The 14348-nt window shown below is 50.8% G+C and carries 13 protein-coding genes; 10 read left to right on the top strand and 3 right to left on the bottom strand.

Annotated features, from left to right (window positions below):
• The first annotated feature begins 300 nt into the window (after positions 1-300).
• Both IYN85_RS03005 and IYN85_RS03000 read left to right on the top strand, forming a co-directional pair.
• Complete coding sequence (locus IYN85_RS03005; protein ID WP_196157353.1) at positions 301-2451, top strand: adenosylcobalamin-dependent ribonucleoside-diphosphate reductase; 2151 nt, start codon at positions 301-303, stop codon at positions 2449-2451.
• 11 nt (positions 2452-2462) lie between these two features.
• Positions 2463-3149: an NrdJb gene (locus IYN85_RS03000; protein ID WP_196157352.1), complete on the top strand. Its 687-nt coding sequence runs from the start codon at positions 2463-2465 to the stop codon at positions 3147-3149.
• 183 nt (positions 3150-3332) lie between these two features.
• On the opposite strand, the gene IYN85_RS02995 is transcribed toward IYN85_RS03000, so the two are convergent.
• On the bottom strand, positions 3333-4244 hold the full coding sequence (locus tag IYN85_RS02995; RefSeq protein WP_196157351.1) for a LysR family transcriptional regulator: 912 nt from the start codon (positions 4242-4244) through the stop codon (positions 3333-3335).
• A gap of 113 nt (positions 4245-4357) precedes the next feature.
• On the opposite strand from IYN85_RS02995, the gene IYN85_RS02990 reads away from it, so the two are divergent.
• Genes IYN85_RS02990 through IYN85_RS02970 form a run of 5 tightly spaced genes read left to right on the top strand, consistent with a single transcriptional unit; the run spans position 4358 to position 8889 of the window.
• Positions 4358-5596, top strand: a complete 1239-nt coding sequence (locus IYN85_RS02990) for an acyl-CoA dehydrogenase family protein (protein ID WP_196157350.1) — start codon at positions 4358-4360, stop codon at positions 5594-5596.
• Complete coding sequence (locus IYN85_RS02985) at positions 5593-6414, top strand: SDR family oxidoreductase (protein WP_196157349.1); 822 nt, start codon at positions 5593-5595, stop codon at positions 6412-6414. The genes IYN85_RS02990 and IYN85_RS02985 overlap by 4 nt, the downstream gene beginning before the upstream one ends.
• Positions 6398-7468 carry a phosphotransferase family protein gene (locus tag IYN85_RS02980; RefSeq protein WP_196157348.1) on the top strand — a complete coding sequence of 357 codons (1071 nt, stop codon included), beginning with the start codon at positions 6398-6400 and terminating at the stop codon, positions 7466-7468. The genes IYN85_RS02985 and IYN85_RS02980 overlap by 17 nt, the downstream gene beginning before the upstream one ends.
• A complete protein-coding gene (locus IYN85_RS02975) occupies positions 7465-8133 on the top strand; it encodes a histidine phosphatase family protein (RefSeq protein ID WP_196157347.1) in 669 nt (222 codons plus the stop codon). Before IYN85_RS02980 ends, IYN85_RS02975 begins: the two co-directional genes overlap by 4 nt.
• Before the next feature lie 9 nt (positions 8134-8142).
• Entirely contained in the window at positions 8143-8889 is a 747-nt protein-coding gene (locus IYN85_RS02970) for an SDR family oxidoreductase (RefSeq protein ID WP_196157346.1), read from the top strand.
• A gap of 19 nt (positions 8890-8908) precedes the next feature.
• Here IYN85_RS02970 and IYN85_RS02965 read toward each other — a convergent pair whose 3' ends face one another.
• The gene (locus IYN85_RS02965; RefSeq protein WP_196157345.1) at positions 8909-9370 is read right to left on the bottom strand and encodes an isoprenylcysteine carboxylmethyltransferase family protein; all 462 of its coding nucleotides are present in this window, start codon (positions 9368-9370) and stop codon (positions 8909-8911) included.
• Between the two features lie 305 nt (positions 9371-9675).
• Between IYN85_RS02965 and IYN85_RS02960 the strand changes: the two genes are divergently transcribed.
• Both IYN85_RS02960 and IYN85_RS02955 read left to right on the top strand, forming a co-directional pair.
• Positions 9676-10788: a phosphoserine transaminase gene (locus IYN85_RS02960; RefSeq protein WP_196157344.1), complete on the top strand. Its 1113-nt coding sequence runs from the start codon at positions 9676-9678 to the stop codon at positions 10786-10788.
• Between the two features lie 159 nt (positions 10789-10947).
• A complete protein-coding gene (locus IYN85_RS02955; RefSeq protein WP_196157343.1) occupies positions 10948-12114 on the top strand; it encodes a phosphoglycerate dehydrogenase in 1167 nt (388 codons plus the stop codon).
• A 66-nt stretch (positions 12115-12180) separates the two neighbouring features.
• Here IYN85_RS02955 and IYN85_RS02950 read toward each other — a convergent pair whose 3' ends face one another.
• A complete protein-coding gene (locus tag IYN85_RS02950; protein ID WP_196157342.1) occupies positions 12181-13026 on the bottom strand; it encodes an SDR family NAD(P)-dependent oxidoreductase in 846 nt (281 codons plus the stop codon).
• A 106-nt stretch (positions 13027-13132) separates the two neighbouring features.
• Between IYN85_RS02950 and IYN85_RS02945 the strand changes: the two genes are divergently transcribed.
• Positions 13133-14287 carry a hypothetical protein gene (locus IYN85_RS02945; RefSeq protein WP_196157341.1) on the top strand — a complete coding sequence of 385 codons (1155 nt, stop codon included), beginning with the start codon at positions 13133-13135 and terminating at the stop codon, positions 14285-14287.
• Positions 14288-14348: the final 61 nt, after the last annotated feature.

Below are 14348 nucleotides of genomic sequence, written 5' to 3'. Positions count from 1 at the left end.
AAAAATATATTTGAGCGTAACCGGCATGGTTGACAGGCTCAAGAAATGTCAACATCCCCAACTAAGAAAATTCACTTCCACCACTACAAATTGTGCTTTAGAATCCGCCTCGACACTATAGGTAGTGCCTGAGCGAAAGCGAGACACAATATCCTGTGGTCAAATCTGCACCAGATCCGAGCTGTTCCGGCCTCAATCTGTGGCATTTTTTATACGCAGGGTAAACAAGAAGAAATTACGCTTCCGCTCAAGTATTGAAGCCCCTTTTTTAAACCATTTTATTGATAGGACCTTTCAGCCATGACAGGAAACACACAACTGGAACGTGACAACTGCATCAGCATTGACCACCAACCCGCATCGGTTGACATTTGGGATGCGAAGTATCGCCTTAAAGACAGCCAGGGTAATCCGGTTGACGGCGATATGACGGAAACCTTTGCCCGGGTTGCTTATGCACTTTCTTCTGTTGAAAAAGGCAAGAAGAAGCAGGAAGAATGGAACGCAAAATTTCTCTGGGCGCTTGAAAATGGCGCCATCCCAGCCGGTCGTATTGTGTCTAATGCCGGAGCGTTAGAGCATAAGCCGGCAACGTCGACGATCAACTGTACCGTGTCTGGCACAATTGAAGACTCTATGGACGGCATTCTGGAAAAGGTTCATGAAGCGGGTCTGACCTTAAAAGCCGGCTGCGGTATAGGCTACGAATTTTCCACATTACGTCCACGCAACGCGTTCGTATCTGGCGCGGGTGCCTACACTTCTGGTCCTTTGTCGTTTATGGATATCTACGACAAAATGTGTTTCACCGTATCCAGTGCTGGCGGTCGTCGCGGCGCGCAAATGGCGACGTTTGATGTCAGCCATCCGGATGTTATCGACTTCATCCGTGCTAAGCGTGAAGACGGACGGTTACGACAATTTAACCTGTCACTGCTCATCACCACCGAATTTATGGAAGCCGTGAAAAACGACACCGACTGGCCTTTAGTGTTCCCAGTGTCTGAAGCGGAAGTTAAACGTGATGGACTGGATGTGAACAATCCGGAACAGGTTATCTGGAAAGATTGGCACGTTAAGAAAGACTACCTGCAAAACGACGAAGGTCAGGTCGCTTGCCGTGTTTACCGAATCATAAAGGCTCGAAATCTGTGGAACGTGATCATGACGTCGACATACGATTTTGCCGAGCCTGGCTTCATCCTGATAGACAAGGTCAACGAGTACAACAACAACTGGTTCTGTGAAACGATCCGCGCTACCAACCCTTGCGGTGAACAGCCGTTACCGCCTTACGGCAGTTGCCTTCTGGGTTCCGTTAACCTCACGCGTTTCGTGGAAGAGCCCTTCACTGAAAACGCCAAATTTAACTGGGACAAATACCGCGAAGTGGTGAAAATATTCACCCGAATGCTGGATAACGTCGTTGAAATCAACGGCCTGCCCCTGGAAGGTCAGCGCCAGGAAATCGTACGTAAACGTCGTCACGGTATGGGTTATCTGGGTCTCGGCTCCACCATTACCATGCTGCGCATGAAGTACGGTGACGAACAATCGGTTGCCTTTACTGAAGAAATTACCAAGACCATGGCACTGGCTGGCTGGGAAATGTCGCTTGAATTGTCGAAAGAAAAAGGCGCAGCCCCAATTATGGATGAAGAGTTTGAAATCACCCATGAAATGGTCCGTCAACGTCCAGAGTTACTCAGCGATGGCTATCAGGTCGGTGACAAGTTAGCGGGCCGAATTCTGCACGCAAAATACAGCCGTTACATGCAACAAATGGCCACGGTAGCGCCTGAACTGGTTAATGAACTGGCACAAACCGGCGCCCGCTTTACCCACCATTCATCGATTGCCCCGACCGGCACCATCAGTCTGTCAATCGCTAACAATGCCAGTAACGGTATTGAGCCAAGCTTTGCACACCACTATTCACGTAACGTTATTCGTGAAGGTCGCAAGACCAAAGAAAAGGTCGACGTCTTTTCCTTTGAGTTACTGGCTTACCGCAAGCTGGTTAATGAAAAAGCGATGCCTTACAGTCAGGAAGCCGACGCCGCCCTGCCGGATTACTTCGTGTCTTCAGAAGGTATTGCGCCCAAAGAACATGTTGATATTCAAGCGGCCTCTCAGAAATGGATCGACTCATCCATTTCGAAAACGGCCAACGTACCGACCGACTACCCGTTCGATAACTTTAAAGATATTTACCTGTACGCTTACGAGCAAGGCTTGAAAGGCTGTACAACCTTCCGCTTTAATCCGGAAGCCTTCCAGGGTGTTCTTGTGAAAGAACAAGACCTTGAAAATACCACCTATCGCTTCAATTTAGAGGACGGCACCGTCTTGGAAGCGAAGGGTAACGAAATGATCGAATACGATGGCGAAACGCACACGGCGGCTAACCTGTTTGATGCATTAAAAGAAGGCTATTACGGGAAGTTTTAAGGATGACTGCAATGAAAAAAATTGAGAAAAAAATCGTTGGCTACGAAGTGGTCTCCAAAGAGAAACAAGCCAGCGAAAAAGCTGAAAAAGAGAAAAGCAGTATTGTTCAGATGCACGAATCCGTGCAACGTCCTGAAATGCTGATTGGCTCTACCTATAAAATCAAGACGCCGATGTCGGAACACGCCATGTACGTGACCATCAACGATATGTTGCTCAATGAAGGCACCGAACACGAACAGCGCCGCCCTTTCGAGATATTCATTAACTCGAAAAACATGGAGCACTATCAGTGGGTTGTTGCGTTAACGCTGTTGATATCCGCAGTGTTCCGTAAAGGTGGGGATATCACCTTTATTGTTGACGAGTTGAGCGCGGTCTTTGACCCTCAAGGTGGCTACTTCAAAAAAGGCGGCAAGTTCATGCCATCTTTGGTGGCTGAGATCGGTGAAGTGGTTGAACGTCACCTGAAGATGATCGGCATGATCGCGGACGATTCACTGGATGAACACCAGAAAAAACTGATTGCTGACAAACGCGCCGAATACGAAGCGAAAAACAGTACGCCGGCGGCGGAAACAGACAATGGCGATTTCCCACCCGATGCCCAGGTCTGTAAAAAATGCAGCACCAAAGCCGCTATTGTTATGGACGGTTGCCTGACCTGCTTGAACTGCGGCGACTCAAAATGTGGGTAAAACGCGGGTTTTCCGTAAAATGAACTAAAACCTCTCAATGGGGTTTTAGTATTCGTTTTACGGTGAAGGTGAACGCGTCAGCTGGACTTCTCTACAGTACGCACCACCAGTAACTCAATTCATAAAAGCCCCTTAACGGGGCTTTTTTGTGGCTGTTGCATATTGCTTTAAGACGTCAGACGTTTAAATCGTATTGAAGTGCTGTAACAGGCCTTCCCCAACCCAGTTCAACAACCCATCAGATTGATTTTGCGCGTGCCAGTAAAGATGAGTTTCAACCACGGGAACCTTAAAGGGTAATTCCAAAACTTTCAGTTCAGACCGCAAATAGGCAGACGCAATGGAGCGCGGCAGAGTCAACAAGAATGGTTGCTGCAACAATATTTCGACGGCAGTCCGGTAATTCTGACAGCGCACCTGAACATCGCGATTGAAGCCCAACTGAGCAAAAGCGATGTCTTCCAATACCTTCCCGGTGGGTCTATTCGACACGGTTATGTGTTGCCCTAAACCATACTGCTTGGTCGAAATCCGGTCGTCACCATAGAATCGCTCACTCACCAGCAAACAAAACTCAGAAGTGACCAGCCGCGCATGTTGAATAGGAAAGCTCAGAGGCCGTGCCACGTCGATAGCAAAATCAACTTCACCGGATTCCAACTGCATCGTCAGCACATCGCGATCCAACACCACACTGTCGAACCGCAGTTGCGGTGCCGTTTCAGAAAACAGCGCTAAAATTTCCGGCAAAAACAACGGTTCGATGGCTTCGTGAATCGCCAGTCGCAAATGCTGATTAACCGACGCTGGATCGAAATCGCCGAAACTCTGCAATGTCATTCGCAACTGACTCAACAGTGCCAATACGTCCGGCACCACCCGCCGACAGACCGGCGTAGGCAGCATCTGATGACCCCGACGTTCAAACAACGGATCGTCCAGTACTTCGCGCAATCGTTTAACCGCGTGGCTGACGGCCGAGGGAGTGATATTCAGCTGCTCGGCCGCCCGCGTCATATTCTGGTTCTGATATAAGGCTTCCAGAACCTTCAATAAATTGAAATCCAGTTGAGTGATTTGCTTCAGCGTCGCCAAAAATGAACCTCATTCATCAATGTAGTTAAATACCTTTCATTTCATTCATCATAAAAGTTTCTCTACACTGCTGTAAACGACCATATTGCTAATAAAAATATTAAGGACACATTATGGACTTCTCACACAGCAGCCAGTGTCAGGATTATCTGACCCGTCTGAAGCGGTTTATGGCCGACGACGTCATGCCCATGGAACGCACGATCATTGATAAGAACCGGGCGCTGAACCCAACAGGCGATTGGCAATCCTGGTCCCTGCTACCGGAAGTAGAGGCTCTGAAACAAAAGGCCAGACAGCAGGGTTTGTGGAATCTTTTCTTGCCAGATTCTGAACTTGGGCAGGGCCTTAGCTGTACCGATTACGCACCATTGGCTGAAGAGACAGGTCGAGTTCTGTTTGCACCAGAAATATTCAATTGCAACGCACCCGATACGGGAAACATGGAGGTGTTGTATCACTTTGGTTCCGAAGCCCAGAAAAAAAACTGGCTGACCCCGCTGCTCGCCGGCGACATCCGTTCGGTCTTCTGTATGACTGAACCCGACGTAGCCTCCAGTGATGCCACCAATATGCAGGCCACCATCACCCAGGACGGCAACGAACTTGTCCTCAATGGTCGCAAATGGTGGACCACCGGACTGGGGCACCCGAACGCGAAAGTCGCGATTTTCATGGGGCTGTCCAACCCGGAAGCTGTCAAACATGAGCAACATTCCATGGTATTGGTGCCTCTCGATACACCCGGCATTGAGATCAAACGCATGCTTACCGCCAGCGGTGATTATGATGCGCCTTACGGTCACGGTGAAATTGAATTCAACCAGGTACGCGTTCCGCGCGACAACCTGATCTGGGATCTGGGCAAAGGTTTTGCCATTGCTCAAGGGCGATTGGGTCCAGGCCGTATTCACCATTGCATGCGCGCCATTGGCGCCGCCGAACGCGCGTTGGAATTAGCCGTTCAGCGGGGCTTGAAACGGGTTGCCTTTGGCAAACCCCTGGTGAAACTTGGGGGCAATGCCGAAAAAATCGCGCAAGCCCGTATCATGATCGATCAGGCGCGTTTATTAACCCTGAATGCAGCCTGGAAGATCGACACGGTCGGAGTCAAACAAGCCATGACCGAGATATCAGCCATTAAAGTGGCGGTCCCCAACATGTTGCAACAGGTCGCTGACATGGCGATTCAACTACACGGTGGTGCCGGTGTGTCCGACGACTTCCCATTGGCGTCTTATGCAGCAGCCGCGCGCATGCTGCGCTTGGCCGATGGACCGGACGAAGTTCATCTGCATATGGTCGCTCGCCTGGAAATCGCCAAGCATCTGCCGAAGGAGACGCGCTCATGAAAACTGTGGTGATCACCGGAGGCGCATCCGGTCTGGGTTTGGCCATGGCCGTTCAATGGGCCAAAACCGGCGCAACCTTATGCTTGGTTGACCGAGCTGACGACAACAAGAGTGCGGCCATTGCCGCCGTAGAGAACGCAGGCGGTAAGGCGTTCTTTTTTCAGTGTGACGTCACCAGTGACGAACAAGTCACGCAACTGAAACAGTTTACCGATGCTCAGTTACCGCCCGTCGACATTCTGATCAACAGTGCTGGCGTGCCAACGGCCGGAACTTTTTCAGACGAATCCATCAGTGCCTGGCAATGGGTCCTCGACATCAATCTGCTGGGAACCGTTCGGGTGACCAAAGCTTATGTCGACGATTTCAGAAAACGACAATCTGGGCATATTGTGAACGTAGCCTCTCAAGCGGGTCTTACATCGATGCCGTTGATGGGGTCCTATAATGCCACCAAGGCCGCAGTAATCGCCCTCAGTGAAACCCTGAAATTGGAGCTGGCCCCTTTCGGCGTTGGCGTGAGTGTTTTGTGCCCAGCTTTCGTGAGTACGAACTTACATACTTCCTTGCATGAAGAGCAGAAAGCCATGCAGGATGTTGTGACCAAACTGGTACAAACCGGCAACGTGTCGGCAGAACAGGTCGCCGTCGCGGTCTTTGACGCAGTAGCCCAAAATCGCTTCCTGATTGTGACGCACCGGGAAGGTCGGAATGCACTAAGACTCAAGCGTTGGCTGCCCAGTTTGTATTTTAGGATCATGACCAAACGTACCGAACGGTTCACGCGCAAAGGATACGGATATGACCGGGCACAATAACGTCGACTCCGCAAAACCGGTGCGCCAGGGCGAGGAACTGGACATCAACGCAGTCGATAGCTGGTTGAAAATGCAAATACCGGGACTGACGGGTCAACCTGCCGTCAGTCAATACGCCGGTGGTGCTTCCAACTGGACTTATTGCCTGACCTACCCCGACCGAGAGCTTATTCTGCGCCGGGCACCAAAGGGGAAAAAAGCGAAAGGGGCGCATGATATGGCGCGGGAATATCACCTGCAGCAGGCGTTGAAACCCGTCTTCGCCTTGGTGCCGGAAATGCTCGCGCTGTGTCAGGACGCAACGATTATCGGCACCGACTTTTATGTCATGGAAAAATTAACGGGCATGATTCCACGCAAAAATATGCCGCGTTCCGTGATGATGAGTGAATCCGAGGTATTACAGTTATGCCAGAACATGATTGATACCCTCGCGCAATTACACAGTGTCGACATACACCAGGCAGGCTTGTCAACGCTGGCAAAAGGTGAAGGCTACATAGACCGCCAAATTACCGGCTGGACGCAACGCTATAACCAAGCCCGAACCTGGAATGTGCCCTCAGGTAAGTTTGTGGCTGATTGGCTCGTGCAGAATAAACCGGCGCAGGAAACCATCTGTCTGACGCACAACGATTTCCGCTTCGACAACCTGGTGTTAAATCCCGAGCAACCCAGTGAAATCCTCGGGGTGCTCGACTGGGAGCTGGCGACCTTAGGCGACCCGTTATTGGACTTGGGCAATACCCTCGCCTATTGGGTTCAGGCTGACGATGATTTTCTGGCGCAGTCCACCCGACGACAACCCACCCATTTACCCGGCATGATGACCCGACGCCAGGTCATTGATTATTACTGTCAGGCGCGAGGCTTACCGAACATTGACTTTCGGTTTTACGAAGTGTTCGGTTTGTACCGGCTCGCGGGTATCGCGCAACAGATTTACTACCGCTATCACCACAAACAAACACGCAACCCGGCCTTTAAAAATTTCTGGATTTTTGTGCATTACCTGTTGTGGCGTTGCCGGAAAGCGATAAGGCAAGCGCCATGAAAGTGATTTATCTGGTCCGCCACGGACAAGCCAGCTTCGGACAAGCGAATTACGACCAGTTGTCACCGCTGGGCATCGAGCAAAGTCATTGGTTGGCCGACTATCTGGTTGCAAAGGGGCTGTCGTTTGACACAGTGATAAGTGGTTCATTGCAGCGGCATCAACAGACCGCTACCCCCTGGCTTGAACGAACACAAGCGGAACTAATTATCGATCCACGTTGGAATGAGTTTGATCACCAAGCGCTGATAAAAAGAGCGCGATCCGCCAACCCGGCATGGATTCAGCCCTCCAAGTCACTCACGGATGACGACCTGTTTAAGCTGTTTCAACACGCCATAAAAGACTGGATTAACCCGGCGAATGAACAGCACTACAGCGAAAGCTGGTCCGCATTTAACCAACGGGTAACCCTGGCGCTGAACGCAACCCTTGAGCGTACTCACAAGACCGCCTTGGTGTTTACCTCTGGCGGTGTAATTTCGGCACTGATCGGGCAGCAATGGCACCTATCTGCGGAGCAGAGCATGCGATTGAACTGGTCCTTGGTAAACACCGGTATCAGCAAATTGCTTGTACGACACAACACGATTCAGGTTTCCACAGTGAATGAATACGCGCATCTGGATAACGCGACCTATAAGAAAAACATTACCTATAAGTGAGTCATCAACATGAGAAAAACCATTCTGATCACAGGTGCCAGTTCCGGTCTCGGCCTGGGCATGGCAAAAGAATTTGCGCTTCGCGGCCACAACCTGGCACTGTGTGCCCGACGCGTAGACAAGCTGGAAGAATTGAAAGCGATACTTCAGCAAGCTCATCCCAGTATTCGGGTCAGCGTAAAAGCCCTCGATGTGAACAATCACGATGACGTTTTCGCTGTGTTCAAAGCCTTTAAAAATGAGTTCGGTACGCTCGATCGCATCATCGTGAATGCAGGCATGGGCAAAGGGGCCTCATTAGGCACCGGTTATTTTCATGCCAACCTGCAAACGGCCATGACCAATTTTGTCGCCGCCATCGCTCAGTGCGAAGCGGCCATGGAGATTTTGCGCGCCCAGAACGATGGGCACCTGGTGACGATTTCCTCGGTGTCTGCGGTACGGGGTTTTCGCCGCGCGCTGAACGTTTACGCGGCAACAAAAGCGGGCTTAACGACCTTAACCGAAGGGATCCGTATCGATGTGATGAACACGCCAATAAAAGTATCCTGCATCCACCCGGGCTTCATCCGCACGGAACTGAATGAGAAAGTAAAAAAAGTGCCCTTCATCGTCGACCTTGACACCGGCTGCCAAGCGTTAGTGAAAGCCATTGAAAAAGAAAAACCGGTCAGCTATACGCCGTCCTGGCCTTGGGCAGCCATGCAGTTGATCATGCGGGTACTGCCAGACAGTCAACTGAAAAAATTCAGCTGACGGATCGCCTCTGACAGCATTACAGCCAGCGACGAACCTGCTGGCAGTATGCCCGATAGTCTTCACCGAACATCTTTTGCAGGGCTCTTTCTTCAGGATGGATCTGCAGGCGGTTCATGATCCAGACAAAGCCTGCGCTAAGTGCCAATGACACCGGATTGGCCAACAGAAAACCCAACCCGATTAACATCGCCAGCATGGCCAGATAGATCGGGTTACGGCTGACACGATACCAACCGTCACTGATCAGGGCTGAACTCTGCTCGGGTACCATCGGATTTAGCGTCGTCCGGGTACGACGGAATGCCAACAGACAACCCACCGCAATGAAGCCTGCCAACAAGAACGCGACCGCGAACGCGGCTAAGCGCACAGACCAAGACCAAGCCCAGCCAGGTGTGACGAGCGCTGCACACCACATCAGCAAAGCAAAGATCACCACCCAGGCAACCGGTGGTATTTTCAGTTCTAATTTTTCCATCATAATTTCCCTCGTCGTTTTGCCCGGAGTGTAATCCTTAGAGCAGACTTTAAGGTCAAGGCTTTTTATTTCCGCCACCGAAACTCAGTTGCCCTGCCAACATTGCAATCCTGCACTGCAATATTTGCAACAATAGTTCAGGAATTTGCCAGCACGATCAATTTCATAAACCGGGTATTCGGCGTAACATCCCCGTTGATCATTTAAAGCCGCAAGTCTGAGCTGCAGAGATGCATTGCTGATGCCATCCATCCTGAGCAGCCAATGCTCGCAATTCCTAACCCACAGCGGATGCTTGAATACAGATGAAACCAACGTTAAAACCCAAGAACCCTAACTTTTCTTCTGGCCCCTGCAGTAAACGGCCAGGTTACGATGTTGCGAAATTGGACTTATCGACACTGGGCCGATCACACCGAGCGGCAATCGGCAAAACAGCCCTGGAAAGAGTCTGCGATCGAACCGCAGAACTACTCGGACTGCCCGAGGGTTATCGTGTTGGTGTGGTGCCGGCTTCGGATACCGGTGCCATGGAAATGGCCATGTGGTCTCTGCTGGGTTCTCGACCCGTCGATGTGTTTGGTTGGGAATCGTTCGGTATCGGTTGGGTAGGTGACATCACCAAGCAACTGAAATTGGCGGATGTGCATACCTACACCGCTGACTACGGCGAACTTCCTGATATGTCTCAGGCAAACCCCGAACACGACGCTGTGTTCACCTGGAACGGCACCACCTCCGGGGTAAAACTGCCAAACGGAGACTGGATTGCAGATGACCGCGAAGGTTTAACCATCTGCGATGCCACTTCTGCTGTGTTTGCCATGGACATGCCGTGGGAGAAACTCGACGTGGTGACATTCTCTTGGCAGAAAGTACTTGGTGGTGAAGGTGCGCACGGCATGTTGATTCTGTCACCGCGTGCGGTTGAACGACTGGAAACCTACACACCACCTTGGCCAATGCCAAAAATCTTCCGGCTGACGGCCAATGGCAAACTAATTGACGGAATTTTCCGGGGTGAGACGATCAATACGCCATCAATGCTGTGTGTCGCCGATTATCTGGACGCCATGAATTGGGTCGAGTCGATTGGTGGTTTGGGTAAAGCAATCGAGAAATCGATGAGCAACCTTTCCACGCTGGAAGACTTTGTCGACAAAACCCCGTGGATTCACTTTCTGGCTAAGGACGAAAAAATCCGCTCCAACACCAGCGTTTGCTTTACGTTGGATTTGCCCGCGGACAAAGTAAAGCAATTAATTAAATTACTCGCCGACGAAGGTGTCGCTTACGACATTGGTTCCTATCGAGACGCGCCTGCCGGGTTGCGGATCTGGGCCGGTGCGACGGTTGAGAAGTTTGATTTGGAAACGTTTCTGCCTTGGTTGGAATGGGCTTACAACGAAGTCGCCTGAACAAGAATGGCTCACCTAACGTGAGCCATTTTTTTTTAAAACGCAAAAACAAAAACAAAAACAAAAACAACAATAGCTGCGCATTATCGACATTCTGTGAATGACGTTTTTCGGTGTCAGATCATGTCTGCGTTAGCTGTCACACTGACAGGAAGCCTCATGTATAAAATCCGAACCTACAACACGATTGCCGTCGAAGGGCTTGAACAATTCCCCCGCGACCGCTATGAAATCAGTTCCGAAATAGCAGAACCGGACGGCATTCTGGTGCGCAGCGCAAATTTGAATGAACTCACGTTCCCTTCCGAATTAAAAGCCATTGCCCGGGCCGGCGCCGGTGTGAACAACGTACCGGTTGAGCGATGCACGAAAGAAGGTATTGTCGTGTTCAACAGCCCTGGCGCGAACGCCAATGCCGTAAAGGAGTTAGTGCTCGCCGGATTGCTGTTGTCATCACGTGGCATTTACGCCGGTATGCGCTTCACCGCCGGGCTGTCCGGCACCAGCCATGAACAGATGGGGCCTTTATTGGAAGCAAAAAAGAAACATTTCAAAGGCCAGGAACTGACCGGAAAAACACTCGGCGTGGTCGGACTGGGCGCTATTGGCAGCCACGTGGCCAACATGGCCTTGCACATGGGCATGAATGTCATCGGCTATGATCCTGCCATCTCGATTGACGCGGCGTGGCGTTTACCGGCGCAGGTTCAGAAAGCAGAAAACCTGCAGCAACTGCTGAACCGAAGTGACTACGTGACGCTGCATGTTCCGGCTATAAAAGCGACTGAAAATCTCATAAATCAGGGAACGTTGGCGGCCATGAAATCTGGCGCCCGGTTATTGAATTTCGCCCGCGAAACCATTGTCAATACCGATGATGTGCTGTCTGCTTTAGACGCTGGCAAACTGACTTATTATGTAACGGACTTTCCATCGCCGGCTCTGATCAATCGCGACGATGTGATTGCTATGCCACATTTAGGCGCCAGCACCTACGAAGCGGAAGCGAATTGCGCGATCATGGGTGCACAACAATTGGTGCACTTCATCGAGCATGGCAACATCCGCAACTCAGTGAACTTCCCTACCTGTGAACTGGAACGCACCACTGGCTTCCGAATTTGTTTTGCCAATCAGAATGTTCCCAAGGTGCTCAGTCAGGTTCTAAATCTTCTGGCCGACCAAAATATCAACGTGGTGGAAATGCTGAACAAAAGCCGGGACGATATTGCCTACAATATTTTGGATATTGAAACGGAACCCTCGCAATCGGTGTTGGATGCGATTGCAAACACCGAACATGTATTTCATTTACGCTCCATTTAAGTTACGGCAGCTCAAACGTTGCAGTAGAAGATGACCCGGTATCCGGGTCATATCCATTACCTTCCACTAAACAAGATTCAAACCACCATCGCATAAGATCACCTCACCGGTAAGGTAGGAACTGTGAACCAACATGGCGACGATATCCGCAATTTCCTCCGCTTGTGCGCCACGCTGCATTGGTGATTTATCTCGCCATAATGCTCGGGCGTCATGCCAATCTTTGGTCATTGGCGTATCCACCAGACCTGGCGCCACCGCATTCACTCGAATCAAAGGCGACAGATTCACCGCGAGCAGTTTCGTCATGTGATTCAATGCAGCCTTACTGACAGCATAGGGGATAGACGCCCCCTTTGGGCGAACGCCAGCGTGCGAGCTGACATTAACAATACAACTGCTGTGTTGCTCAGTGGCGGCATTGCGCAAGGCGGCCTCAGCTTCGGCAATCAGCAACCATGGGGCAATCACGTTAACGTCGTACATTTTGCGCCAAACATCGGCGGACGCCAGCTGCATATCCCCATGTGGGATCACTGCACTAATGGCCGCGTTGTTGATCAGAACATCGAGGCGCCCATGGGTAACCAATATCTGTTGAATCAGCGAAGTGATCTGTTCAGGCTGAGCAAGATCCGCTTGGATATAGCACGCATTCGGTACAGTCTCCGCCAAAACGTTCCCCGCTTCGACGGAATGACGTGAATGAAACATCACTCGATAGCCGTCGTTGGCCAACCGCTCCGCAATGGCCTTGCCGATGCCGGACGTCGACCCCGTTACCAACGCGACCCGTTGTGTTTTTTGTTCCGATTCAGTCAAGTTTTGCTCCTGTTCAGGCCAAATAATGTCCGCAAGCGTACCACAGAGCGCTTTTAACCCGGCAAGCCAATATTTGATTATTTTTACCATTGGTAGACATTTTATTCAGCCCAAGATTGACCCACATCAACCCAAAACTCTTGCCCTTAAACGAAAAAGACTATAGTCGACTCATCGATATGCGAAGGAGAAGGCTATGAAAACGATCAACAACGCCCATAACTTCCATGCGTTGCACACCCTGTTACTGATACTCTTGGGGTTGCTTGCCATTCTGTACAGTTCTGATGCGCAAGCCAAAGCTATTGCTTTTCCCGCAGAATGCACCGCATGCCACGGCCCCGAACCTCGCTATCAATTAAAAGGTGCCAAAGAACAATATCTAAATTCCGGGCACTATCTTGGGTTTGCCAAAAAAGGCACGCACGCTTGGTACTCCAATGGTGGTGGCTGTCAAAAATGCCATACCCATGAAGGCTTTTTGGAGTTTACCCAACTCGGAAAAATCGAAAGTGACTACATCGAATGGCCCTCTCAGCCGGGTTGTTTTACGTGTCACAACCCACATGAAAACGGCGATTTTGAATTGCGCACCACTAAACCCGTCACGCTGGTGTCGGGTGTTCAGGTCGACCTTGGCAAGGGTACCTTTTGCGCGAATTGCCATCAGGCGCGTACCGCACCGGAAAATGTCGTTAAACCTACTCTAGCCATGAAAGTCAGCAGTCATTTCGGACCTCACCACGGTCCGCAGGCAAATCTTTTTGTCGGCAACGGTGCCTATGAATTCCCTGGAAAGGTTTACAAAAATTCCGGGCATAGGATAGAAGCCAAAGATTCCTGTATTGACTGCCACATGGCCTTGCCGAAAGGACGCTACAGAAGCACCCCAGCGTTAGGCGGTCACAGTTTCTTTTTATCGGATCGACATGAAAACGGCGATGTCTCGCTGCTTACTGCGCCCTGTGAAAGTTGCCATGCCGGCATTAAGCAACTCAAAGGCACCCGTTTCTTTAATGTGCCCGCCGGTGATGACTACGATGGCGATGGCACCATAGAAGCCGCCCAGGTTGAAGTCGAAGGTTTAATTGCCAGATTGGTGAATGCCGAAGGCAATGGTTTGCTGCAGAAAGGACCCCAAGCTTTATTCACAGCGACGGGCGATTGGAATGTCATTCAGGACCTGGAATTGGAACGCAGCACGGCCGAAATGGCGGCCCTGTTCAATTACAAATTCTTTGTTGAAGACCGAAGTATGGGCGCGCATAACCTGATTTATACCGTGCAGGTACTCATGGACACCATTTCAATCCTCGACCCGGAATTTGATACCAGCACCCGGCCAGAGTAACAACCTTAGCGGACAGGAGCCTTCGGGCTCCGACCTCTGGCATTGTGAAAGGAGCGTTTCT

It is taken from the genome of Reinekea sp. G2M2-21 (genome assembly GCF_015687175.1).
Taxonomy (GTDB): domain Bacteria; phylum Pseudomonadota; class Gammaproteobacteria; order Pseudomonadales; family Natronospirillaceae; genus Reinekea.
Note: the sequence above shows the minus strand (reverse complement) of the source record. Positions and strands in the feature narration are given on the sequence as shown.